Consider the following 22199-nt stretch of genomic DNA (forward strand, 5'->3'; position numbering starts at 1 on the left):
GTCAGGTCAATTGCTTTTACGCCACAGGGTTAAGCTTGTCGCGCATAGCAGCAAGAACACCACTGCAATGATCGGCCAATCCCCGGTGCGCGCATAAACCGTGCGTGGGCGCGGCGCGGGCAAGGCAACGTCCAGATACCCCTCGGTATTGAGCTCCAGCGCCTGCAAAACGCGCCCCTGCGCATCAATCGCAGCGCTCACACCCGTGTTGGCCGCGCGCAGCACCGGCAAGCCGCTTTCAATCGCCCGCATCCGTGCCTGCGCGAGATGCTGAAACGGGCCTGAGAAAGAGCCAAACCACGCATCATTGGTCAGATGCAGAATGAACGAGGGGCGCTCCGGTGCGTTAAATACATCCTGCGGAAAGACGGCCTCATAGCAGATCAGCATCAGCGCCTTGCCCAGCGTTCCCAGATCCATCAGCGCAGGCCCCGGCCCCGGCGAGAACCCGTCCCCGCTGCGACTTGCAAAACCGGTGATGCCAATGCGCGCCATCAGATTGCCAAGCGGGATATATTCTCCAAAAGGCACAAGGTGATGTTTGTCGTAGGTGGCGGCAACCTCACCATCGCCATCCAGCAAGATCGCGGCGTTGTGGATGCGCGTGCCTTCAAAACGATTGATGCCCAGCACAACCGGCACACCTGCTGCGGACCGGCTGATGATCTGCAGCGTCTCCTCAGCGTAATTCAAAAGAACCGGCACCGCTGTTTCCGGCCAGACGATAAGATCGGGCCGCTTCTCTCCCGCTGCGGTGGCGCGCACCAGCCGTTCAAAGAAAAGGCCGGTGTATTCCGGATCCCATTTCTGATGCTGCGGGGCATTGGGCTGCACAAGACGCACCACAGGCTGCTCCGGTTGTGCCTCAGGCTCTGCTGGAGCCATCGGCCAGGCCAAGGCCACCGCGCCGCTCACGCCCAGCGCCGCCAACGGCAGACGCCCGCGTGTTGCCACCGCCGCCAGCCCCAGTGCCAAGCTCACAGCAAACAACATGGGGTTCAGCCCATGCGGCCCCACAAAGGCCGCGCCCTGCCCTGCCAGCCGATCCACCAGCGCATAAGACGGCATTCCCCAAGGAAAGCCCGTCAACACATAGGCTCGCAACAGCTCCGCCCCGGTCAGTGTCAGCACAACCGGCCAGCCCGAAGGATGCAACCGCTTGGCCAGCCAAAAGGCCGCACTCCAGAACAGGCTCAAGCCCACCGCCATAAAGACAATGGCAAAAGGGGCCATCCAGCCGTGGCGCAATGGGTCGACAAAAAACGGCTCGACAATCCAATGCAGGGACATGGCGAAGTAACCGGTGCCAAACCCCAGACCGAGCCAGACGGTCTCCCGTCCGCGCTGCACTTCATGCAGCAGGTAAAAGACCGCCGCGAAGGCCAGAAGGGTTGCCCACCACAGATCAAACGGTGGATGGCCCAGCCCGGCCATGGAGCCAAGTATGGCGCCGCCCGCGGCAATTCGGAAGGGCACAGCGCGCCAGCCGCGCCGCCCCTCCGAGCTGTTGGTGTCAGCCATCCTGCACAACCACCGACGGGCTTGGCACAAAGACCCTCAGGCGTTTGATCCGGCGTGGATCCGCGTCCACCACTTCAAACTCCACACCGTCAGGGCTTTCCACAACCTCGCCGCGCGCCGGCACATGACCAGACAGCATAAAGACCAGCCCGCCCAAGGTGTCGATCTCTTCGCGGTCCACCTCTTCGTGGTGGGTCAGCGAGCGGCCAATGGCAGCCTCAAAATCCTCCAGCGGGGTTTTCGCAAGCGCCAGATAACATCCCGGCTTCTCCTCCACAAAAAGGTCCGCCTCCTCGATGTCATGTTCGTCTTCGATGTCGCCAATCACCTGTTCAATCAGGTCTTCGATGGTCACCAGACCATCAACACCGCCATATTCATCAATCACCAGCGCCATGTGCCGCCGCTCGGTCTGCATCTTGGTGAGCAGCACGCCAATGGTCATCGAAGGCGGCACAAACAGCAGCGGACGCAGCACGCGGGTCACGTCAAAATCGCCGTCGCCATTGCCGTTAAAGCCGTGGCGCAACGCAAAATCCTTCAGGTGGACAAAGCCCACCGGCGTGTCCAGCGTGTTGTCATAGACCGGCAGGCGCGTCAGGCCGCTGTCGCGAAACAGCTGCACCAACTCGGCCTTGGTGATGGTGTTCGGCACCGCGATGATATCTGCCTTGGGAACGGCCACATCCTCAACGCGCATGCGGCGCAGGTTGACCATGCCATGCACCTGCCCAGCAGGTGCCAAGGGGGCGACCGGGCGCTCTGCACCAGGTTCTGCGGTGTCATTTGAGCCAAAGAGGCGGCCAAGCCAGCCTTTTGACGCGGTTCTCTGGCCTTCCGGCTGCGCGCGGGGCGCTGCGTTAGAAGACCCGTCTATACTGTCGCCCATCTGTCCTTTCCGATGATCGGTGTCATTGGTCTGTGTCTGGAGGCTTTGCGCCCCTTAAGTGTCGTCATATGGGTCCGCCAGACCCAGTTTGCCAAGTATGGCCACCTCGTGACCTTCCATCAAAGTGGCATCTTTGTCACGAATGTGATCATAGCCCAAAAGATGTAACACGCCATGAACCACAAGATGTGTGCAGTGATCGGCCAGCGATTTGCCCGACGCATCCGCCTCTTTCAGGCAGGTGTCATAGGAAATCGCGATGTCGCCAAGCTCCTCCGGCATGCCCGGCAGGCTCTGTTCCGGTGGCAGCGGATCTGCGCCGTCATCTTCTGCGCCGCGTTCCTCACTTGGCCAGCTCAGCACATTGGTGGCTTTGTCCTTATCGCGAAAATCCGCGTTCAAAACCGCAATGCGCGCGTCATCACAGGCCAGCACCGCAATTTCGAAATCCTCCGCCTTGAGCGCAAGATGCGCCAAGGTCGCCTGCGCGGCGGTTTCGGCAAGGGTTTCAAAATCGAGCGTGTCCCACCGCGGATCTTCCAGGATCGTGTCGGTCAGCATGCAGGCGTCGCACGGGGGCTGACTGCCCCCGCACCCCCGTGGATATTTTCAGAATGAGAAACGCTCATGCTTTCTTTTCTTTTTCCGCCAAAGCGCGCACCGCATCGGCGTCATAGGCCTTGATGATGGCCGCGACCAGCGGATGGCGCACCACGTCGTCAGCCGTGAAATAGTTGAAGCTGATGTTGGGAATGCCTTTGAGCAGACGCTCGGCATCTTTCAGGCCAGACGGCACGCCGCGCGGCAGGTCAATCTGGCTGCGGTCGCCGGTGATCACCATACGCGAGCCTTCGCCCAGGCGGGTGAGGAACATCTTCATTTGCATAGTGGTGGCGTTCTGCGCCTCATCGAGCACCACAAAAGCATTAGACAGCGTGCGCCCGCGCATAAACGCCAGCGGCGCGATCTCGATCTTCTTTTCCTCGATCAACTTGGCGAGCTGCTTGCCGGGCAGAAAATCATTCAGCGCATCATAAAGCGGCTGCATGTAAGGATCGACCTTGTCCTTCATGTCACCGGGCAAATAGCCAAGCTTTTCACCGGCCTCCACCGCCGGGCGGGACAGGATGATCCGGTCCACCTGACCGGAGATAAACATGCTCACACCGACAGCCACGGCGAGATAGGTTTTGCCGGTGCCCGCAGGACCGATGCCAAAGGCCAGCTCGTTGTTAAACAGCGACAGCACATAGGCTTTTTGTGCGTCTGTGCGCGGCTCGATCAGCTTTTTGCGGGTCTTGATCTCGACCGGGCCGCCTTTGAACATCTCCAGCTGATCACCATCGCGCGCGCCGGTTTCCGCCTCAGAAGGCCCCATGCGAATCTCGCGGTCAATATCGCCGGGATCCACGGATTTTCCGCTCTCAAGACGCGTGTAAAGCCCGGTCAGCACCTCAACGGCCTCCGCCTGAGCAGGTTCTTCGCCATGAATATCAAGCTGATTGCCCCGGCGCAGGATCTGCACCCCAAGCTTTTGCTCAATGTCTGCGAGATTGCGATCATATTCACCGCAGAGTTCGATCAACAAACGGTTGTCTGGGAACTCCACCGAAGTTGGCTTGGGTGCGGTGGCGGCGGGCGGTTGGGACTTGGTGCCGGTGGGCAATCACATCTCCTGTAGCGAAGGGTCTGTCTTTATCGTGCCAAGTTGCGCGGCCACGTGCAAGCGCAGGCCAATGAATTTTCCATGACGCAGGCAAATTTCAGCACAGGCGCTGAAATCCCAAACGCATCCGGCTCACCTCGCTCTGCCGCCACCTGCCAGCGCGGGTACCAACCCCCTCGCGCAAAAAGAAAACGCCGCCTGCAATCCGCAGACGGCGCTCCATTTCATCATGTCAGCTTGCAGCGATCAGATCCAATCGCCAAAGCCGGAGCCTTCTTTATAGGGTCCGGTTGCCACGCCGGGAGGGGCTGCACCGGAGCAGACCGGCTTGCCATAGGGGTCAAGACGCTGGGACAGATAGCCCTCCACACCGTCATCAATGATCCAGTGGTCACAGCCGTTTGGATCCACCCAGACACCGGCAACAAGGTTGCTCAGGTGGCCGGAGTCGCGGCCATTGTCCACGGTCTTGTCAATTTTTGGCTCCACACAGGCAGACACACTCGCGGCCAGCCCAAGAAGGAGAACACCTTTGATCAGTTTCATATTCGCTCCCCTTAGCGCAGGCAGATGATTTCGACGCGACGGTTTTCCGCCTGACCCGCCGAAGTGCTGTTGGTGGCACGGGGCTGGCGCTCGCCATAACCGCGCACATCCGCAACGCGCACACCGCTCTGACGGGCCACTTTGGCCACCGCATTGGCGCGGTTGTAGCTCAGGCGCATGTTGTAGGAATCGCTCGCCCGGCTGTCGGTGTGGCCGGTGATGATAAAGGCGGAAGCGGTCGCATTCTGGAAGAATTCCGCCAGACGCTGCCGATTGGCCGCGTTGATGTAATGTTTGTCGGTGGCAAAGAACTGGTCAGAGTTCATCACGCCACAGACATTGCCCCGGCGGCAGACCGGAATGCCCTGACGGTTCACGTGGGGGGTCATGTAGCCTTCAACGCCATCGTCCATCACCCAGTGCTCACAGCCATCCGGATCAACCCAGACGGTGGGCACATAACGCTGCCCCAAGACGGTGCGCTGGTTCTGCGCGGCGGCGGGTTCAGCAATAGACACAAGCGCAACACAGGCAGCTGCCGCGCTTGTCATAATTGCCCGCGCCATATTTTTGGAATTTTTCGCCACTGCGATTACCTCTCCATATCCCCCGAAGGCCCCGGTTCAGTTGAAACACGTTCTAAATCAAGGCTTTCACAATTAACTTAAGATGCCGTGAAAAGCCCCCTAAGTGAAGAAAAAATGCAGCATTTTCGCACGCAGATCACAAAATTATGGTCAGAATGTGACGACGGCGCCCCACCCGATATGAGACGCCGTGACCAATATTTTACCGTGTATAGAAATGTTTCCAGAGTGCGATCAATCGCTCAGCAACACCGCACCAAGCGAATTCGCACTGCTCTCAACGATTCTCACACGTTTGATGTCCCCGACCCGGCCTTTGGGGTCCTGCACATAGACCGCGTGCAGATAGTCGGACTTGCCCACCATCTGCCCTTCAAGGCGACCGGGCTTTTCATAAAGCACGCTCACTTCGCGCCCCACCATGCTGTCCTGAATTTCGCGCTGCTGGGTGCCAAGCAGGGCCTGCAGGCGTTGCAGGCGGTCATTGGCCTCAGCCTCATCCACCAGCGGACGCTCCGCCGCCGGAGTGCCCGGACGTGTGGAGTATTTGAAGCTGTAGGCCTGCCCGTATTTGACCTCTTTGATCAAATCTAGGGTGTCCTGAAAATCCTCTTCGGTCTCCTCCGGGAAGCCCACGATAAAATCACCGGACAAAAGCAGGTCGGGCCGCGCCGCGCGGATGCGCTCGATCAGCCGCAAATAGCTGTCACGGTCATGGCTGCGGTTCATGCGTTTGAGGATCTTGTTGGAGCCCGATTGCACCGGTAAGTGCAGGTAAGGCATCAGCTTTTCGCAGGTGCCATGGGCCTCGATCAGGTCATCCATCATGTCGTTGGGGTGAGAAGTGGTAAAGCGGATGCGCTCCAGCCCGTCGATCTTATCGAGCTCCCAGATCAGCCCCGCGAGGGTCATATCGCCGCCGCCATATGCACCGTGATAGGCATTCACATTCTGCCCCAGCAGGGTGATCTCACGCACGCCGCGCTCCACCAGATCACGCGCCTCGGTCAGCACGCGATCCACCGGGCGGCTCACTTCGGCCCCACGGGTGTAAGGCACCACGCAGAAGGCACAGAATTTGTCGCAGCCTTCCTGCACGGTCAAAAATGCGGTGGGCGCGCGCTTGGCTTTGGAGCGGCCTTTGAGCTTTTCGAATTTGTCTTCTTCCGGGAAATCGGTGTCGAGCGCCTTCACCCCCTCTTGGGTTTTGGCCTCCATCTCCGGCAGGCGGTGATAGGCCTGCGGCCCCACAACCAGATCCACCAACGGCTGGCGGCGCATGATCTCTTCGCCCTCAGCCTGGGCCACACAGCCCGCCACGCCGATCTTCAGGTTGGGCTTTTCCGCCTTCAGCCCCTTGAAGCGGCCCAACTCGGAATAGACCTTCTCGGCCGCCTTTTCCCGGATGTGACAGGTGTTGAGCAGGATCATATCCGCATCATCCGCACTGTCGGTGGTCTCATAGCCAGCGCCGCCCATGGCTTCGGCCATCCGCTCGCTGTCATAAACATTCATCTGACACCCGTAGGTCTTGATGAAGAGCTTCTTTTTCTCAGCTGCAGTGTTCTCGGCCATGGCTCACATCCTGTCGCGTCTCGCGGTTTCAAGGCGTTTCCCTACATCAAAATGAGGGGTGCTTGCAATGCGGAGGCTTTTACCTGATTTTGACGGGAACAAGAGTATGAAAGAACGGGCAAAAATCGCATGTGGGGCAGCGTATGACATACGACTCGCTGGAGCAGTTCCTGCAAACCGGCCAAGAGCATCTCGCCAAGGGACCGGTGGCGCTGATCTTTGCCGAAGATGACGTGGAGGTGGACAGCACCCTGCGCCACCATCTGTCGCTCGGTTTCAAAGCCGTCATCGCCTTCATGCCCGCGTCTTTTGAGATGGCAGCGGATCTCGTGGACTGCTGTCAGCGCGTGACCATGGACAGGCCCTCCGGCCCGCCGATGCGCGAGACGGTCAATGCGATCACCAAGGCCGCGCCAGACATCTGGATCTACTACTGCTTTAACGCCGAATATCTGTTCTTCCCCTTCTGTGAGACACGCGGCATTGGCGAAATGCTGACTTTTCACACCGAGGAACGCCGCGACGCGATGCTCACCTATGTGATCGATCTCTACGCCGCCGACCTCTACCAGACACCAAATGCCGTGGCGCTGGACACCGCACAGCTGGACCGCTCCGGATATTATGCGCTGGCACGGCTGGACGCGGACAACCACAATCACCCCAGAGAGCGGCAACTCGATTTCTTTGGCGGCCTGCGCTGGCGCTTTGAGGAGCACATCCCCGCCAACCGCCGCAAAATCGACCGAATTTCGATCTTCCGCAGCAAGCCGGACCTGACCCTGAACGAGGATTTCACCTTCAACGATCAGGAATACAACACCTACGCCTGCCCCTGGCACAACAACCTGACCGCCGCCGTCTGCTCGTTCCGCACCGCCAAGGCGCTGAAGTCCAACCCCGGTTCAACTTTCGACATTCAACAGTTCAGCTGGCACAACTCCGTGCGCTTTGAGTGGCACTCCCGCCAATTGCTCGACCTCGGCCTGATGGAACCGGGGCAGTGGTTCTAAGGGCCTGACTCTTTGGGGCTTTGGGGGCCCTGCCCCCGGCCACAGTCGCCCAACCAGAGAACTGACTTAGAGCATCGTCCTGAAATCATGGATCACACGGTCTCAACCAATTCTAAGGAGGCAAAGCCGACCAGACCCCGACCCTCCCCAAGGGAGGGGGCTTCACCCCCACCCAGGGCCGGGGGCTGACCTATGTGACCAGATACAGCCGTTGCAGATTTGTTGGGCGATGCACTAGAATCCCACCAAAACCGCACCTTTGCGTCCGCCCGCTTCAACCAGATCATGCGCGGCACCCGCCTCTTCCGGCATAAAGACGTTCGGAGCCTCCAAGGTCAGCGCCCCCGCCTCCAGCGCCTCATGCAGGCGCGCTATCGCCGCATCGCGGGCCGCTTTTGGCAGGATATAAATCAGGGTGATATCAAGCTTCAGCGCTTTGAACAGCATTGGGCCAAAAGGCATCTCAGGCGCCATGTCCTTTGCCGATCCATAAGCCGCAATGGTGCCAAGCGGCTTCATGACCTCGGCAAGCAGCGGCAGGTTTGGCCCGAGCTCCACCTCCACAGCACGGTCCACGCCCCCGCCGCTGGCGCCCAGAATATCCTCCGCCAAAGTCGGACTCGCGTAATCAAACACATGGGTGGCCCCTGCCGCCCGGACCCGATCCACATCGCGCGCGCCGCAGGTGGCAATCACCGTGGCCCCGCCCCAAACCGCAAGCTGCACCGCCAGATAGCCCACAGCGCCACCGCCGCCAGCCACCAGCACCGTCTGTCCGGTGACATCTCCGTCTCCAAACACCGTCTGCGCCGCCGTCAGCCCGGGAATGCCCAGCACCGCCCCAACTTCAAGGGAAACACAATCCGGCAAAGCCACCGCCTGATCTGCTGGCAGGGCGACATAATCCGCACAGGTGCCAAACGGGCGTTGCCACTGGCCATTCCAGATCCAGACCCGCTCGCCCACACAGGCCGCATCCACGCCCGCGCCCACCGCCTCGATCACGCCGGAGCCGTCGCTATGGGGCACAATGACCTCAAAGGGCGGCTTGGTCACACCCGGACGTGTACCGCTGCGCGCCTTGGCATCCGAGGGATTCGCACCGGAAAACGCCACGCGCACCAGAACCTCGCCCTCTGCCGGGGTCGGCTTGGGCAAATCCTCAACCTGCAAAACATCCTGCGCCGCGCCAAAACTGCGCCAAGTCACTGCCTTCATTGCCCTCTCCTTCGTGGTCCGCCCCAATCTGAGCCACACTCATGCTGTCACAGGCATGAGCCGCGCACAATCACAGGGCGCCGCCGCGCGTCGCCACGTCACAATAGGAGAAAGGAACTTGGCTGGGTCGCCGCTCAGGTGCGGCGCAGACGGATCACCACGTCGATCTTGGAGATCTCGGCACCCTCAGGCGCATCGGGCAGGCGCGCGATCTTCAGCTCTTCAGAGGGCGCGTCGGTCAGAATACGGTCATCTTCCCAGAAGAAATGCGGGTGATCGCCGGTGTTGGTGTCAAAATAGCTTTTGGCACCATCCACGGTGATTTCCTGCATCAGCCCCGCATCACAGAACGCGCGCAGGGTGTTGTAGACCGTCGCCAGAGACACGCGATCCCCGGAATCCTGCACAGAGGCATAAAGGCTCTCGGCCGTCACATGCCGGTCATTGCCATCGCCCACCAACAGCGCTGCCAACGCCACCCGCTGCCGGGTCGGGCGCAGACCACCGGAGGCCAGCCACTTAGTCCCCACGCGGGTGGGGTCATCGGAGATATGTGCCTGTGTGCCGTCTGTCGTGCTCATGGGTCAAATCCTGCTTGTGCGCGTCATGTTTAGCGCAGCCTTAGGGGCAGTTTCAATTGAAAATGAGTCGCAACACCAGATGTCGCACCTCCAAAGTGCTTCTTTTGCGGCACGAGAGCCGCCTTGCAGGAGTATAGGAGCAAGTGCTAGAGGGGTCCAAATCAAGATAGATGGACAAGGGACTCCCAGAATGGCCGACTACCCAACGAGCTTTGACAAAGACGATCTGCTGAAATGCGCCCGTGGCGAGCTCTTTGGTCCCGGCAACGCACAGCTCCCTGCCCCGCCCATGCTGATGATGGACCGCATCACCGAGGTTTCCAGCGACGGCGGCGCCCATGGCAAAGGCCACATTCTGGCAGAATTCGACATCACGCCCGACCTCTGGTTCTTTGACTGCCACTTCCCCAACAACCCGATCATGCCCGGCTGTCTGGGTCTCGATGGCCTGTGGCAGCTGACCGGTTTCAACCTCGGCTGGCGCGGCTGGACCGGCCGCGGCTACGCGCTGGGTGTGGGTGAAGTGAAACTCAAAGGCATGGTGCGCCCGGACCGTAAGATGCTGACTTATAAGATCGACTTCACCAAAGCCGTCCAAACCCGCCGCCTGACCATGGGCGTGGCCGACGGCATCGTCGAAGCCGACGGCGAAGTGATCTACGAAGTCAAAGACATGAAGGTTGCGCTCAGCGAGAGCTGATCTGCAGCGACATGTGAGGAAAAGGAAGAGGCCCTGCGGGGCCTTTTTTGTTGGCGGAAGAGTGCTTTTGCGAAGGGGCGTGTTCAAGCCCTCATGACTAGACCTATGCTTAAAGAGACACTTGCTCCTTGTCCGCGACAGCCTGTTACCTACACCCAGACCACTGCCCGATTTCCAAAATCCGCCCTACGTCCAGCATCACCCGACCCGACTGAATATACTCCTCATCGGAAACCAGAGACTGAGCTGGGCTTGCGAACGGAAATGGAAACAAGACCCCCTTGGGGGCAGCATACGCTCCGCTCGCGAGACAATACTGTAAGTCATGCGGCGCACAGGTTTGCTGACAAAAATTGACCAAAGGCTCAAATTCTGGCAACGCGCCAACTGCATCGGCGATCTCAGAGCGCAACTGTGGATCTTCTGGGAGCGTTATCCCGGCTTCACCAATTGGAAAAGATCCAATACTCGCAAGAGTGTTCTGGTTAGATTGCAAACTGAGACCATGAGCAAAATCAGCTTGCTGCACACTGTACTCCGTTGAACCTGCGCTTTTTGATGCCGTATCTACCAAAAACTGCCCTAAAACGTAACGTCCTGCAGCACCAAAATCTGCTTCGTGGCTCACAAGTAGCTGCGCGACCGAAAACCCATGTTCGCCGAACAGAAGCGGTTTCATGTATAAGAGCGCCATCTTGTATTCGCCATGTGCAATCAATTCCTCAAGATACTGGACGGGATTCGATGCGCTGGCAGCCGAAGATTGAAACGCCCACATGGCGGCAGCCAAGTCGCTTTCATTGGAGGCACTTTTTAGCCAATCACGTCCTGACAATCCCTTAGGCTCCCGAAACAACGACACACGCTCTTTGCGGTCTAGCTTCTCGGAAACATGCCCACTCAAATGTGGTGTCTGCGCAATTCTGGACAACAAAATCTTTGCAGCAACATTCCCTCCTCGGGATAACTCTGCAAGGGTTTGCAGCGCATCCAGATCACTCCCCTGCAGCCACATAGTCTTCGCGCGCTCAAAGTCAGCAGCATTTGCGCCATCAACCACTTCAGCAGAAGCGCTGCAAATCCCCACCACGGATATCCAAGCTATGACAAAAAACAGTTTCATAATGCCGCCTATCAACCAAGAATTGATTGCACCATGATGTGACGCATCCAAGGCTGCAAGCTCGAATTGAAGCCCACCCATTGTCTAGAGTGTGTGCATGTCTCATCCCCAACCCACCTTGCGCCCTGCCCTCTCAATGCCTAGTAAGACAACAGCAAACTAAGGGAGAGCGCACATGCGTCGCGTCGTCGTTACCGGACTGGGTATCGTTTCCTCGATCGGCACCAATGCCGAAGAAGTCACCGCCTCGCTGAAAGCGGGCAAATCTGGCATCTCTGCCAGCCCGGAAATGAGTGAGCACGGCTTCCGCAGCCAGATCGCCGGTCATATTGACATCGACCCCAAGGAACATGTGGACAAGCGCACCCTGCGCTTCATGGGCCCCGGTGCCGCTTATGCCCATATCGCCATGAGCCAAGCGATTGCCGATTCCGGCCTCGCCGAAGATCAGGTTGTGAACGAGCGTACCGGTCTTGTGGCTGGCTCCGGCGGCCCTTCGACATCCTCCATGCTGGTTGCGCATCAAACCGTGGAGAAAACCGGTGCGACCAAGCGCATCGGGCCTTTTGCCGTGCCAAAATGCATGAGCTCGACCATTTCGGCGAACCTCGCCACCGCTTTTAAGATCAAAGGCATCAACTACTCCATCACCTCCGCCTGCTCGACCTCGCTGCACTGCATCGGCAACGCCGCAGAGCAGATCATGATGGGCAAGCAGGATGTGATGTTTGCCGGCGGCGGTGAAGAGCTCGACTGGACCCTGTCCTGTCTGTTTGATGCCATGGGCGCGATGAGCAGCAAGTATAATGACACGCCTGAAAAAGCCTCCCGCGCCTTTGATGAAGACCGCGACGGTTTTGTGATCTCCGGCGGTGGCGGCATTGTGGTGCTCGAAGATCTGGAGCACGCACTGGCCCGCGGCGCAAAAATCTACGCCGAAGTGACCGGTTTTGCCGCGACCTCGGATGGTCACGACATGGTGGCCCCATCCGGCGAAGGCGGCGAGCGCGCCATGCGTTTGGCGCTGTCCACCCTGCCTGAGGGGCGCAAAGTGGATTACATCAACGCACACGGCACCTCCACGCCTGTGGGGGATGTGGGAGAAGTCGAGGCCGCCCGCCGCGTCTTTGGCGCAGGCAATGTGCCACCGATCTCCTCCACCAAATCCATGACCGGCCACGCACAGGGCGCGGCAGGCGCGCTGGAGGCAATCTTCTGCCTTCTGATGCTCGATCAGGATTTCATCGCCCCGTCGATCAACGTGGACACACTGGCCACCGGCATCGAGCCGGGCGAAGTGGCGACCTCTTTGGTGGAGAACGCGGGCCTTGATAGCGTGATGACCAACAGCTTCGGCTTTGGCGGCACCAACGGCTCCATGGTTCTCAGCAAATACAAAGGGTAACGCCATGACAGGTGTGTTGGCGGGCAAGCGCGGCCTGATTATGGGCGTCGCAAACGAGCGCTCGATTGCATGGGGCATCGCCCGCGCCATGCATGAGGCCGGAGCCGAGCTCGCCTTCACCTACCAAGGCAACGCCTTTGGCAAGCGGGTCAAACCGCTTGTCGAAAGTGTCGGCAGCGATCTGCTGCTCGACGTGGATGTGACCGATGATGCCTCGCTCGATGCGGCCTTTGCCCAACTGGCAGACGCATGGCCCACCATCGACTTTGTGGTGCATGCGATTGCCTATTCAGACCGCAACGAGCTGACCGGGCGCTTTGTTGACACCACACGGGACAACTTCAAGAATTCGCTGGATATTTCCTGCTATTCCCTGATCGAAGTCGCCCGCCGCGCCCATCCGATGATGGCGGAAAACGGCGGCACCATCCTGACCCTGACCTATCAGGGCGCAAACCGCGTGACCCCATTCTACAACGTCATGGGTGTCGCCAAAGCTGCCCTTGAAAGCGCCGCGCGCTATCTGGCCAATGATCTTGGCCCTGACGGCATCCGCGTCAACGCGATCTCGCCGGGGCCGATGAAAACCCTGGCTGGGGCCGCCATCGGCGGCGCACGCGCCACCTTCAAACACGCCGAGCAGAACGCCCCGCTGCGCGCCAATGCAACGCTTGATGCCGTGGGCGGCACCGCCGTCTATCTAGCCTCTGACGCAGGCGCCTGCACCACCGGCGAAGTGCTGCGTGTGGATGGCGGCTTTCACGTGCTGGGCATGCCGCTGACGGAAAACCTCTAGGCCGAGGCCGCCTCCAGCTCCGCACCAATGGCCTGCAGGATCTCTGCCGCACCGCCTTGGCGCACACGGGCCACACCGGCACCAGCCCATTGCGCGCCAAAGCCCGCTTCGCCCGCCGATTTCGCCGCCGCGTTCAGCGCTTTGGCCACATCATAGGCCACCGGATAATCCGGCAAGCGCGCGCCGAGCTGTTCCCCCAGCGCCACATATTTGTTCTGCAAACACCGCGCCGGACGCCCAGACAGCACCGGCGTCAGCACCGGAGGCCGCAACGCCTCATCCCTGAGCGCTGCGCGGTATCCCGCATCTGCCGCCGATTCCGCGCTGTCCAGAAACGCAGTGCCAAGCTGCGCCACAGTGGCGCCCGCCGCCAAGGCCCGCGCCACATCCGCACCATCCATCAGGCCACCGGCGGCAATGACCGGCACCTCAACCGCCCCTGCCAACTGCCGCACAAGCGCCAGCGTTGGCAGCGCCGCATCTTCCGCATCCGGATCAAACACGCCTCGGTGCCCACCCGCCTCGATGCCCTGCGCCACAACCGCATCCACGCCCGCCGCCTGACAGGCCAAGGCTTCGGCCACACTGGTGGCGCTGGCGAAAACCAGATTGCCCGCCGCCTGCAGCTCTTTGATCCAACCCTCATCCGGCAGACCGAAGTGCAGGCTCACCACACCGGGCTTTTCCTCCAGAAACATCTCACACATGGCCCGATCCACGGCGAAGCTCTGATAGATTTCATGCAGCGCGTCCGGCGGCTTGGCTTCAAAACCAGCAAAGGTCGGCGCAAGCGCATCAAGCCAGGCCGCTTCCACATCCGCATCGCGCACAGCGGGCGCATGACAGAACACATTGGCATTGATCGGGCGCTCCGTCAGGGCCCGCGCCTGCCGCAGCATCGCCCGTGCCACCTCCACACCGGCTGAACCAAGCCCCAGCGCGCCCAAACCGCCCGCATTGCTGACCGCTGCCGCCATTTCCGGCGTGGACACCCCCGCCATCGGGGCCTGAAACAGGGGCCACTTAAGCCCCAACCGCGTGACCAAATCCATGAGCACTCCTCCTTGCCCTCACGCTACTGCAGCGCAGCCAAAAGAAAACCCGTGAAACGTCACCGCGCGGATCTTTTGACACGGCTCACCCGACAATGCCGCGTGCCTTCTCTCATTTGACAAGGTGTAAAGCCTTTCAAATTTTACATAACGGGACGCCCCAAACAGCATAACGCGTCCCCTTGGAACCCCGGTTTTGGGCGCAATATAGAGGGCTTCATTTTGTCTTTGCCCGGACGTTCTTTAAAATGCAGCTTTATACACTCTTATTGGCCATCACTGGCGTGGCATTCATGGTCTTTCTGGCCGCGAATATCCTCAGCGACACCCCGCGTTTGAAAAAGCTTGAGCCGCTGTTTGTCGGCCTCAGTTTGGGCATCGTGTTCTGGGCGCTGCTCACCTCCTCCACCGGCAAATCGGAACCGTTTTCCGAAAGCATCGCCCATGCCAATTTGTCCAAGCTGCAATGGGCCTCTTCCTGCCCGGCCAAGGCAGGTGGGCCGCTGACGCAGCAAGGCAATTTTCAATGTTGCCCCGCGAAAGAGCCCAACTCCGTCGCCTGCCTGCATCGTTAAGGCAACAAAAAAGCCCGCCATAAAAGACGGGCTCTTCGCTGAATTCTACTGAGCACAGGTTCAGTTGATCGAGACCAGCTCGATCGCAAAGGTCAGATCTTTGCCCGCCAGCATGTGGTTGGCATCCAACTTCACGATCTCTTCGGTGATCTCAACCACGGTCACAGGCACAACCTGACCTGTCGGGGATTGCATCTGCAGCTGCAGGCCGATTTCCAGCGGGATCTCTGCCGGGATCTGCTCACGCGGCACATCCTGTACGGCTTCGTCATGACGCGGGCCATAGGCCTGATCCGCCGGGATCTCTGCGACTTTCTTGTCACCCACACTCATACCATCCACGGCGCTGTCAAAGCCCGCGATCACCTGACCGGAGCCAAGGGTGAACTCCAGCGGATCGCGCCCTTCAGAGCTGTCAAAAACAGACCCGTCACTCAGGGTGCCAGTGTAGTGGATGCGGACGGTGTCGCCCGATTTCGCTGCGGTCATAAAATGTCCCATCTGTCAGCATGTCCCGACCAAAGCGTCGGCTTTAAAGGCGCACCCTATAGACCTTGGTGTTAATTGGCAAACAGGCCTTTTCGCCCTGCGTCAAACCTGCCAGTCTGCACTTTAAATGGGAGGATCACATGGCCATCACAACTTGTGTTTTTGACGCTTACGGCACGCTTTTTGACGTCGCCGCCGCCGCGCGGGAAGCCGCAAGCGAACCGGGACGAGAGGCTTTTGCGGCGCATTGGATGGATGTCGCAAACAACTGGCGTCTCAAACAGCTGCAATACACATGGCTGCGCGCCGTGGCAGATGCCCACACCGATTTCTGGGAAGTCACCCAAAACGGTCTGGACTGGGCGCTGGAGTCCTCGGGCCTGCAGGGCGATGCTAAGCTGCGCGAGCGCCTTCTGGCGCTTTACTGGGAGCTTTCGGCCTACCCCGAAGTGCCCGCCATGCTGGCCAAACTGAAGGCCGCCGGTTTCAACACCGCAATCCTGTCCAATGGCTCGCCTGACATGCTCAACGGCGCGGTGCAGTCGGCGCAGGTTGGCGAATTTCTGGATGATGTGCTCAGCGTCGAAGATGTGGGCATCTTCAAACCCGCCGCCTCCGTCTATGACCTTGTTGGCAAGCGGTTCAACTGCGCCAAAGACGAGGTGCTCTTTGTTTCCTCCAATGGCTGGGACGCAGGCTGCGCCACCGGCTACGGCTTCACCACCGCCTGGGTCAACCGCGCAGGCGAACCGGTGGACCGCCTGCCCTGGCAACCGGCTCATATTCTGTCCGACCTGACCACCATCCCCGATCTTGCGAGCCCCTGATGCCCCATTTCACCACGTCTGATGGCCTGTCGATCTACTTTGACGACACCGGCGGCAACGGCCCCGCTGTGCTCTGCCTCTCCGGCCTCACCCGCAACGCCACCGATTTTGACTATGTGCTGCCACATCTGACTGATGCCCGTGTGATCCGCATGGATTACCGCGGCCGCGGGCAGTCGGACTGGGCCGAGGATTTCAGCACCTACAGCCTGCCGCGCGAAGCCCTGGACGCGCTGGAGCTGCTTGACCACCTCGGCCTTGAGACAACCGCCATTCTTGGCACCTCTCGCGGAGGCCTCATCGCGCTGTTGCTGACAGAAATGGCCGCGCATCGCATCACCGGAGTCTGCTTCAACGACGTTGGCCCGGTGATCGAAACCGAAGGGCTTGAGGTCATCCTTGTTTTCATCGGTCGCAACCCGGTCTGGAAAACCCGCGCGGAGGCCGCAGAAGCCCTCGCCCAGCGCCTGCCGGCCTTTCACAATGTTCCGGCCAGCCGTTGGGCGGAAGAAGCCGAGCACCACTTTGTCGAAACCGAAACCGGCCTTGCGATCAACTACGACCCCAAACTGCGCAATGCCGTGCTGGCGGAGTTTGATCCCAAAGCCCCTGCAAGCGACATGTGGCCCCAGTTTGACAAGCTCGCGGGCCTGCCCCTCGCGGTGCTGCGCGGGGAAAACAGCGACATCCTCAGCCGCGACACCGTTGAAGAGATGCAGGCCCGCGCGCCCATGCTCTCCGCAGAGGTCGCTGACCGCGCCCATGTGCCCTTCTTGGACGAACCTGAAAGCCTCACTGTACTGCACCAATGGATTGCCAACCTCAAAGAGCGTGAAACCAAATGAACATCGACATGATCCGCGCCGCCCAAAAGCGCCTGAACGGCCACGCGCGGCGCACCCCCATGCTGACCTCCCCCTTTCTGGATGAGATCGCAGGCCGCCGCGTTCTGATAAAACCGGAATGCCTGCAGCACACCGGATCGTTCAAGTTTCGCGGCGGCTGGTCGGCGGTCTCCGCATTGGATGAGGCAACCCGCAAACGCGGCATCATCGCCTATTCCTCCGGCAACCACGCCCAAGGCGTCGCGATGGCGGCGGCAGCCCATGACGCGCCCGCAGTGATTGTCATGCCCAGAGACGCGCCGCAGCTCAAAATCGACAACACCCGCGCGCTTGGCGCCGAGGTGGTGCTTTATGACCGCGCGGGTGGTGAAAACCGCGAAGAAGTCGGCGGCACCATTGCCCAAGAACGCGGCCTGACCCTGATCCGCCCCTATGACGATCCGCAGGTGATCGCCGGTCAGGGCACCACCGGGCTTGAGATCGCAGAGCAGGCTGCGGAACTGGGCGTGGCGTCGGGCGACGTTCTAGTCTGTTGCGGCGGCGGCGGGCTAACCTCCGGCATCGCGCTGGCGCTTGAGGCCGAAGCGCCTGAGATGCGCGTGCGCACCGCCGAGCCTGAAGAGTTTGACGATGTGGCCCGCTCGCTTGCCTCAGGGGACATTGAAAGCAACACCCGCCTCTCCGGCTCGCTTTGTGACGCGATCATCACGCCAAGCCCGGGCGAGATCACCTTCCCGATCATGTCCCGCCTCTGCGGCCCCGGCCTTGTCGTCACCGAAGACGAAGCCCTGCACGCCATGGCCCTCGCGTTCAAACGTCTGAAAATCATCGTGGAACCGGGAGGCGCCGTCGCCTTGGCCGCCGCGCTGTTTCATGGCGATCAGATCGACGGGGAAGCGGTTATGGCCGTCTGCACCGGCGGCAATGTGGACGCGGATGTGTTCGCGGATGCTCTTGCCAAATACGCCTAACACAAGGATCGCGCCCGCCTCCGAAGGGCGGCCCACAGCATGACATGACTTGCCCGCTCCCCAAACGCCGCTATCTTGGCTGAAGTTGCGAAATCGCGCCCGCCCTTGGGGGCGGGGCCGGGCGCGATCCGAGCCGCTACGCGTCTCGGTCATTTAAGAGACCTATTTGATGACCCAATTCACCATCGCCTCTTTCAACGTCAAAAACCTCATCGGCCCGGATCAGGAATACTACACCTTCCAATCCTACACCCCAGAGGAATACGCTTGGAAAGAAGACTGGACCGCCTCCCAGCTTTTCTCCATGGACGCCGACATCATCGGGTTTCAGGAAATCTTTGAGGAAAGCGCGCTGCGCGATGTGGTGGCAGAGGCCGACCGCATCGGGGCCGCCTCTAATGAGGCCGTCATCCCCGACCGCTCCAAGCGCTATCACCGCAAGGCGATCTTCCGCAAACTGGGCTACACGCCTTATGGCACCGAGGGCCTGTTTGTGGCCCCCAACGTGAATGACACAGGAGAACCCGGCAACCGCCGCCCCGGCGTCGCCATCCTGTCCCGCTTCGGCTTTGCGGAACCGCCTGAGATCATTCAGGAACTTTCCGAACCGATCAGAATCCCTTTTGCGGCCTTGGGCGGTGGCGAGGCTGGCCATTTCACGCTCACCCGCACCTCACGCCCGATCCTGAAGGCGCGCATACCGGTGGGCGATCAGATCATCACCGTCTTCAACTGCCACCTCAAATCCAAGCTGGGGGAGTTCCCACGCGATCCCGAAACCGGTGCCGCGCCTGAGGCTGATCTCACCACCTATGACCCACTTGGCCGCGCCATGGGGGCGATCCGCGCCAGCCTGCGCCGCATGGCCGAGGCTTGGGTTTTACGCCGCGCCATTGTCGAAGAGTTGAACCTTGGCCGCCCTGTCATGGTGCTCGGGGATTTCAACGATGGCGAACATGCGGTCAGCTCGGAAATCATCTCCGGCGAGGTGCCCTTCCGCAACTACAGCTGGATGCTGCGCCATGACGCCAAACACGCCAACGACCGCTACACGCGCGGCGAAAACGACGCCATTCAGGAAGCCGTTGGCGCGGTGCGCCTCACCTCAGCCGAGGCGCTTTTCACCCGCAAATCCCTGCGCGACATGGTCTACACAACAGCCTTTGGCGGGGTCTATGAAAGCATTGACCAAATCTACCTTTCGCGCCATTTCCACCCGGACAACCCCGAGCGCTTGGGCGATATGGAATACTTCAGCGTTCTGAACGACCATCTCACCGATGGCAGCCACGCCGAAGCGCCCTACAACAAGCTCGCGTCTGATCACGGGCAGATCATGGCCCACATGCGCCTGAAGGACTAACAGCTATGCCTTTTGCCACGCTCAACGGCATTCAAATCCACTACCGCGACGAAGGAGACCCAACCGGCGCGCCAGTGGTGTTTATCAACTCATTGGGCAGCACCCTGCAGCTCTGGGATCCGGTCCTGCAGCATCTGTCCAGCGGTCTGCGCATCCTGCGCGCCGACATGCGCGGCCATGGGCAGACCGACGTGCCGCCCGCGCCCTACGCCATGGGCCAATTGGTCAAAGACACCGAGGCGTTGCTTGATCATCTGAATGTCAAAGACGCGCTGGTGGTCGGCCTCTCCATCGGCGGCATGATTGCGCAGGGTTTGGCGGTCAAACGGCTCGATCTGGTGCGCGCCATGGTGATCTCCAATACCGCCGCCAAGATCGGCTCCCCCAAGATGTGGGATGAGCGCATCGAGGCGGTTCAGACCAAAGGGCTCCCCGCCATCGCGCCGGAGATCATGACCCGCTGGTTTGGCCGCGATTTTCAGGCACGTCCCGAAATGGCCCATTGGCAAGCGATGTTGGCGGCCGCCCCGGCAGAGGGCTATATCGGCTGCTGCGCGGCCATAAAGGGCACAGACTTCTATACGCCCACCTCCGGGCTGCGCCTGCCAACGCTTGGTATCGCGGGGCCGGAGGACAAAACAACGCCCCCCGATCTGGTGCGCGAAACCGTCGAGCTGATCCCCGGCGCGCGTATGGAGCTTTTGCGCCGCGCAGGCCATCTGCCCTGTGTGGAAAAGCCCGTCGAATACGCCCAACTCCTCACCGACTTCATGAAAGAAACCGGCCATGTCTGACACCTCTTCCTCTGGCGCTGACATTCTTCTGGTACACGGCTCCTGCCACGGCGCATGGTGCTGGCGAGACCTCATCCCCGCGCTGGAGGCGCTTGGCCACCATCCCCGCGCCATCGACCTACCGTCGCATGGCGAGGATCAAACACCCGTCTCCGAGGTGACACTGGAAAGCTGCGCGCAGGCTGTTGTGGATGCGCTTGGCGACAACACCGTGGTGCTGGGGCACAGCTGGGGCGGCTTCCCGATCACCCGCGCCGCCGACATGGCACCGACACAGATCGCGCGCCTGATCTACCTCTGTGCCTACACCCCTTGGGACGGCCACGCCCTCGCTGACATGCGCCGCGCCGCGCCGCGCCAGCCTTTGATGAAAGCCGTCGTCAAATCCGCAGACGGCGCCAGCTACACCATTGACCCCGCACAAACCCGCGCGGCCTTCTATCACGACTGCCCCGCAGGCACCGAGGATTTTGCCAACGCCAACCTATGCCTCCAGTCGATCCGCGCGCAGTCTGATCCGATCACTCTTGGCGAAGGCCACCGCGCCATGCCCCGCAGCTACATCCGCTGCCTTGATGATCAGACCATTCCGCCCGAATTTCAGGTCACAATGACGCAGGACTGGCCCAGCACAGATGTTTATGAGATGCCCACAAGCCATTCTCCGTTTTTCGCCGATCCCGCAGGCCTCGCCGCGCTGATCGACCGCATTCTGAAAGCCAACTGATGACCGCCTCCGTTTTTGACAGCCCGATGTTCACCAAGCGCTTCCCTGTGGGCGAGGCCGGGCGTCTTTTTACACATAGCGCCGAGCTGCGCGCCGCCCTGCTGGTGCTTGGCACATTGGCCAAGGTTCAGGCCACCCGTGGCGACATTCCCGAAGACAGCGGCTTTTTCATCCACCGCAGCGCGATGGAGGTGCAGGTGGATCCCGCGGGCCTGTCTGACGGTCTCGCCACCGATCAAACCTACGTGCCTGCGCTGATTGCCGCCTTTGACAAAGCCATGGAAGCGCCGGAGCACAGCCGCTTCATCGGTCAAAACGCAGACCCGCAAGACATCGCAGACACCGCCCTGATGCTGCGCCTGCGCCAACTGTTGGGCCTCGCGGAAACCGCCCTCAAGGCCCTGCCCGAAACCAATCAAACCGTGGCCGCCCTGGCGGAATTGCCCGCGCTGCGCGCAGAGAGCATCCACGCGGCGTTTGCCAAGGATGCGGAGCTCGGCGATGAGATCGCCAAAGCCCTCTCGCTGGGGGCAACGGGAGATGTCCAGCAGAGCACGCGCAGCATCTCGCAATGGCTCACTGCCGCCGCGCAGGCCGCCGCCACTCAGATGCCCCACTGCACAGCCACAGCAGCCCTGCTGCAACAGCTGCAAACCCTCAACGGCACCCTGCAGCTCAGCGCGCTCGAGCCCCACGCCGCCATGGCCGAAACCCTGCATCTGCCACAGATCGCTCTGGGCAGCCTGTCGCTCCTCTTGATGGCCGCGCCCAACACCTGACGAGACCGGAGTGCCACTAGGGCCGAAAGAGTAAGAAAAACCCCACTCGCGCCAAAGGTGCCGTAAGGGAAACATTGCACCCTTCAAAGGCTTGCGCCAGCCTGCCCGCAACTTTTGGAGCTGTGGGGAGGCACGTCAAAGAGCGGCACATCCAGAG

At 60.6% G+C, this 22199-nt stretch carries 24 protein-coding genes; 12 read left to right on the forward strand and 12 right to left on the reverse strand.

Annotation, left to right across the window (positions count from 1 at the left end):
• Positions 1-6: 6 nt before the first annotated feature.
• The 7 genes from lnt to miaB all read right to left on the reverse strand — a co-directional run bounded on the left by lnt (position 7) and on the right by miaB (position 6784).
• Positions 7-1521, reverse strand: coding sequence for an apolipoprotein N-acyltransferase (lnt, locus tag J7400_RS08350; protein WP_209061835.1), 1515 nt, complete (start codon positions 1519-1521; stop codon positions 7-9).
• On the reverse strand, positions 1514-2410 hold the full coding sequence (locus J7400_RS08355) for a hemolysin family protein (RefSeq protein ID WP_209061837.1): 897 nt from the start codon (positions 2408-2410) through the stop codon (positions 1514-1516). Before J7400_RS08355 ends, lnt begins: the two co-directional genes overlap by 8 nt.
• Positions 2411-2464: 54 nt before the next feature.
• Positions 2465-2971, reverse strand: coding sequence for an rRNA maturation RNase YbeY (gene ybeY, locus J7400_RS08360; RefSeq protein WP_209061845.1), 507 nt, complete (start codon positions 2969-2971; stop codon positions 2465-2467).
• Positions 2972-3035: 64 nt separating this feature from the next.
• Complete coding sequence (locus J7400_RS08365; RefSeq protein WP_209061847.1) at positions 3036-4076, reverse strand: PhoH family protein; 1041 nt, start codon at positions 4074-4076, stop codon at positions 3036-3038.
• A 246-nt stretch (positions 4077-4322) separates the two neighbouring features.
• The gene (locus J7400_RS08370; protein WP_209061849.1) at positions 4323-4622 is read right to left on the reverse strand and encodes a hypothetical protein; all 300 of its coding nucleotides are present in this window, start codon (positions 4620-4622) and stop codon (positions 4323-4325) included.
• Positions 4623-4633: 11 nt separating this feature from the next.
• A complete protein-coding gene (locus J7400_RS08375; protein WP_247738675.1) occupies positions 4634-5173 on the reverse strand; it encodes an OmpA family protein in 540 nt (179 codons plus the stop codon).
• Between the two features lie 270 nt (positions 5174-5443).
• Entirely contained in the window at positions 5444-6784 is a 1341-nt protein-coding gene (gene miaB, locus J7400_RS08380; protein WP_209061860.1) for a tRNA (N6-isopentenyl adenosine(37)-C2)-methylthiotransferase MiaB, read from the reverse strand.
• Positions 6785-6927: 143 nt separating this feature from the next.
• Between miaB and J7400_RS08385 the strand changes: the two genes are divergently transcribed.
• On the forward strand, positions 6928-7797 hold the full coding sequence (locus J7400_RS08385) for a hypothetical protein (protein ID WP_209061862.1): 870 nt from the start codon (positions 6928-6930) through the stop codon (positions 7795-7797).
• 234 nt (positions 7798-8031) lie between these two features.
• Here J7400_RS08385 and J7400_RS08390 read toward each other — a convergent pair whose 3' ends face one another.
• The gene (locus tag J7400_RS08390; RefSeq protein WP_209061864.1) at positions 8032-9015 is read right to left on the reverse strand and encodes an NADPH:quinone reductase; all 984 of its coding nucleotides are present in this window, start codon (positions 9013-9015) and stop codon (positions 8032-8034) included.
• A 134-nt stretch (positions 9016-9149) separates the two neighbouring features.
• Positions 9150-9596, reverse strand: a complete 447-nt coding sequence (irrA, locus tag J7400_RS08395) for an iron response transcriptional regulator IrrA (protein WP_247738676.1) — start codon at positions 9594-9596, stop codon at positions 9150-9152.
• A gap of 190 nt (positions 9597-9786) precedes the next feature.
• Here irrA and fabA point away from each other — a divergent pair, with 190 nt between their 5' ends.
• Positions 9787-10296 carry a bifunctional 3-hydroxydecanoyl-ACP dehydratase/trans-2-decenoyl-ACP isomerase gene (gene fabA, locus J7400_RS08400; protein WP_209061866.1) on the forward strand — a complete coding sequence of 170 codons (510 nt, stop codon included), beginning with the start codon at positions 9787-9789 and terminating at the stop codon, positions 10294-10296.
• Positions 10297-10441: 145 nt separating this feature from the next.
• Here fabA and J7400_RS08405 read toward each other — a convergent pair whose 3' ends face one another.
• The gene (locus J7400_RS08405; RefSeq protein ID WP_209061868.1) at positions 10442-11419 is read right to left on the reverse strand and encodes a hypothetical protein; all 978 of its coding nucleotides are present in this window, start codon (positions 11417-11419) and stop codon (positions 10442-10444) included.
• Between the two features lie 175 nt (positions 11420-11594).
• Here J7400_RS08405 and fabB point away from each other — a divergent pair, with 175 nt between their 5' ends.
• Positions 11595-12824, forward strand: a complete 1230-nt coding sequence (fabB, locus tag J7400_RS08410; protein ID WP_209061870.1) for a beta-ketoacyl-ACP synthase I — start codon at positions 11595-11597, stop codon at positions 12822-12824.
• A 4-nt stretch (positions 12825-12828) separates the two neighbouring features.
• Positions 12829-13620: an enoyl-ACP reductase gene (locus J7400_RS08415; RefSeq protein ID WP_209061872.1), complete on the forward strand. Its 792-nt coding sequence runs from the start codon at positions 12829-12831 to the stop codon at positions 13618-13620.
• On the opposite strand, the gene J7400_RS08420 is transcribed toward J7400_RS08415, so the two are convergent.
• The gene (locus J7400_RS08420) at positions 13617-14672 is read right to left on the reverse strand and encodes a nitronate monooxygenase (protein WP_209061874.1); all 1056 of its coding nucleotides are present in this window, start codon (positions 14670-14672) and stop codon (positions 13617-13619) included. The two genes, J7400_RS08415 and J7400_RS08420, sit on opposite strands and share 4 nt — an antisense overlap.
• Before the next feature lie 248 nt (positions 14673-14920).
• Here J7400_RS08420 and J7400_RS08425 point away from each other — a divergent pair, with 248 nt between their 5' ends.
• Positions 14921-15247 carry a hypothetical protein gene (locus J7400_RS08425; protein ID WP_209061876.1) on the forward strand — a complete coding sequence of 109 codons (327 nt, stop codon included), beginning with the start codon at positions 14921-14923 and terminating at the stop codon, positions 15245-15247.
• Positions 15248-15307: 60 nt separating this feature from the next.
• On the opposite strand, the gene J7400_RS08430 is transcribed toward J7400_RS08425, so the two are convergent.
• Complete coding sequence (locus tag J7400_RS08430; RefSeq protein ID WP_209061878.1) at positions 15308-15736, reverse strand: peptidylprolyl isomerase; 429 nt, start codon at positions 15734-15736, stop codon at positions 15308-15310.
• A 140-nt stretch (positions 15737-15876) separates the two neighbouring features.
• Between J7400_RS08430 and J7400_RS08435 the strand changes: the two genes are divergently transcribed.
• The 7 genes from J7400_RS08435 to J7400_RS08465 all read left to right on the forward strand — a co-directional run bounded on the left by J7400_RS08435 (position 15877) and on the right by J7400_RS08465 (position 22042).
• The gene (locus tag J7400_RS08435; RefSeq protein WP_209061888.1) at positions 15877-16563 is read left to right on the forward strand and encodes a haloacid dehalogenase type II; all 687 of its coding nucleotides are present in this window, start codon (positions 15877-15879) and stop codon (positions 16561-16563) included.
• Entirely contained in the window at positions 16563-17408 is an 846-nt protein-coding gene (locus J7400_RS08440) for an alpha/beta hydrolase (RefSeq protein WP_209061890.1), read from the forward strand. The genes J7400_RS08435 and J7400_RS08440 overlap by 1 nt, the downstream gene beginning before the upstream one ends.
• A complete protein-coding gene (locus J7400_RS08445; protein ID WP_209061892.1) occupies positions 17405-18379 on the forward strand; it encodes a threonine/serine dehydratase in 975 nt (324 codons plus the stop codon). Before J7400_RS08440 ends, J7400_RS08445 begins: the two co-directional genes overlap by 4 nt.
• A 169-nt stretch (positions 18380-18548) precedes the next feature.
• On the forward strand, positions 18549-19742 hold the full coding sequence (locus tag J7400_RS08450) for an endonuclease/exonuclease/phosphatase family protein (RefSeq protein ID WP_209061901.1): 1194 nt from the start codon (positions 18549-18551) through the stop codon (positions 19740-19742).
• Between the two features lie 5 nt (positions 19743-19747).
• Entirely contained in the window at positions 19748-20536 is a 789-nt protein-coding gene (pcaD, locus tag J7400_RS08455; RefSeq protein WP_209061903.1) for a 3-oxoadipate enol-lactonase, read from the forward strand.
• Complete coding sequence (locus tag J7400_RS08460) at positions 20529-21263, forward strand: alpha/beta fold hydrolase (RefSeq protein ID WP_209061905.1); 735 nt, start codon at positions 20529-20531, stop codon at positions 21261-21263. Before pcaD ends, J7400_RS08460 begins: the two co-directional genes overlap by 8 nt.
• Positions 21263-22042 (forward strand): hypothetical protein, encoded by a 780-nt coding sequence (locus tag J7400_RS08465; protein ID WP_209061907.1) that lies wholly within the window; start codon positions 21263-21265, stop codon positions 22040-22042. The genes J7400_RS08460 and J7400_RS08465 overlap by 1 nt, the downstream gene beginning before the upstream one ends.
• Positions 22043-22199 lie beyond the last annotated feature (157 nt).

The sequence above is a fragment of the Shimia sp. R9_2 genome (genome assembly GCF_017743735.1).
Lineage (GTDB): Bacteria > Pseudomonadota > Alphaproteobacteria > Rhodobacterales > Rhodobacteraceae > Shimia.

What these genes read in the sequence shown, in the direction of transcription:
- lnt (WP_209061835.1), bottom strand. Translation starts at nt 1,521, where the DNA reads ATGGCTGACACCAACAGCTCGGAGGGGCGGCGCGGCTGGCGCGCTGTG.
- J7400_RS08355 (WP_209061837.1), bottom strand. Translation starts at nt 2,410, where the DNA reads ATGGGCGACAGTATAGACGGGTCTTCTAACGCAGCGCCCCGCGCGCAG.
- ybeY (WP_209061845.1), bottom strand. Translation starts at nt 2,971, where the DNA reads ATGCTGACCGACACGATCCTGGAAGATCCGCGGTGGGACACGCTCGAT.
- J7400_RS08370 (WP_209061849.1), bottom strand. Translation starts at nt 4,622, where the DNA reads ATGAAACTGATCAAAGGTGTTCTCCTTCTTGGGCTGGCCGCGAGTGTG.
- J7400_RS08375 (WP_247738675.1), bottom strand. Translation starts at nt 5,173, where the DNA reads ATGACAAGCGCGGCAGCTGCCTGTGTTGCGCTTGTGTCTATTGCTGAA.
- miaB (WP_209061860.1), bottom strand. Translation starts at nt 6,784, where the DNA reads ATGGCCGAGAACACTGCAGCTGAGAAAAAGAAGCTCTTCATCAAGACC.
- J7400_RS08385 (WP_209061862.1), top strand. Translation starts at nt 6,928, where the DNA reads ATGACATACGACTCGCTGGAGCAGTTCCTGCAAACCGGCCAAGAGCAT.
- J7400_RS08390 (WP_209061864.1), bottom strand. Translation starts at nt 9,015, where the DNA reads ATGAAGGCAGTGACTTGGCGCAGTTTTGGCGCGGCGCAGGATGTTTTG.
- irrA (WP_247738676.1), bottom strand. Translation starts at nt 9,596, where the DNA reads ATGAGCACGACAGACGGCACACAGGCACATATCTCCGATGACCCCACC.
- fabA (WP_209061866.1), top strand. Translation starts at nt 9,787, where the DNA reads ATGGCCGACTACCCAACGAGCTTTGACAAAGACGATCTGCTGAAATGC.
- J7400_RS08405 (WP_209061868.1), bottom strand. Translation starts at nt 11,419, where the DNA reads ATGAAACTGTTTTTTGTCATAGCTTGGATATCCGTGGTGGGGATTTGC.
- fabB (WP_209061870.1), top strand. Translation starts at nt 11,595, where the DNA reads ATGCGTCGCGTCGTCGTTACCGGACTGGGTATCGTTTCCTCGATCGGC.
- J7400_RS08415 (WP_209061872.1), top strand. Translation starts at nt 12,829, where the DNA reads ATGACAGGTGTGTTGGCGGGCAAGCGCGGCCTGATTATGGGCGTCGCA.
- J7400_RS08420 (WP_209061874.1), bottom strand. Translation starts at nt 14,672, where the DNA reads ATGGATTTGGTCACGCGGTTGGGGCTTAAGTGGCCCCTGTTTCAGGCC.
- J7400_RS08425 (WP_209061876.1), top strand. Translation starts at nt 14,921, where the DNA reads ATGCAGCTTTATACACTCTTATTGGCCATCACTGGCGTGGCATTCATG.
- J7400_RS08430 (WP_209061878.1), bottom strand. Translation starts at nt 15,736, where the DNA reads ATGACCGCAGCGAAATCGGGCGACACCGTCCGCATCCACTACACTGGC.
- J7400_RS08435 (WP_209061888.1), top strand. Translation starts at nt 15,877, where the DNA reads ATGGCCATCACAACTTGTGTTTTTGACGCTTACGGCACGCTTTTTGAC.
- J7400_RS08440 (WP_209061890.1), top strand. Translation starts at nt 16,563, where the DNA reads ATGCCCCATTTCACCACGTCTGATGGCCTGTCGATCTACTTTGACGAC.
- J7400_RS08445 (WP_209061892.1), top strand. Translation starts at nt 17,405, where the DNA reads ATGAACATCGACATGATCCGCGCCGCCCAAAAGCGCCTGAACGGCCAC.
- J7400_RS08450 (WP_209061901.1), top strand. Translation starts at nt 18,549, where the DNA reads ATGACCCAATTCACCATCGCCTCTTTCAACGTCAAAAACCTCATCGGC.
- pcaD (WP_209061903.1), top strand. Translation starts at nt 19,748, where the DNA reads ATGCCTTTTGCCACGCTCAACGGCATTCAAATCCACTACCGCGACGAA.
- J7400_RS08460 (WP_209061905.1), top strand. Translation starts at nt 20,529, where the DNA reads ATGTCTGACACCTCTTCCTCTGGCGCTGACATTCTTCTGGTACACGGC.
- J7400_RS08465 (WP_209061907.1), top strand. Translation starts at nt 21,263, where the DNA reads ATGACCGCCTCCGTTTTTGACAGCCCGATGTTCACCAAGCGCTTCCCT.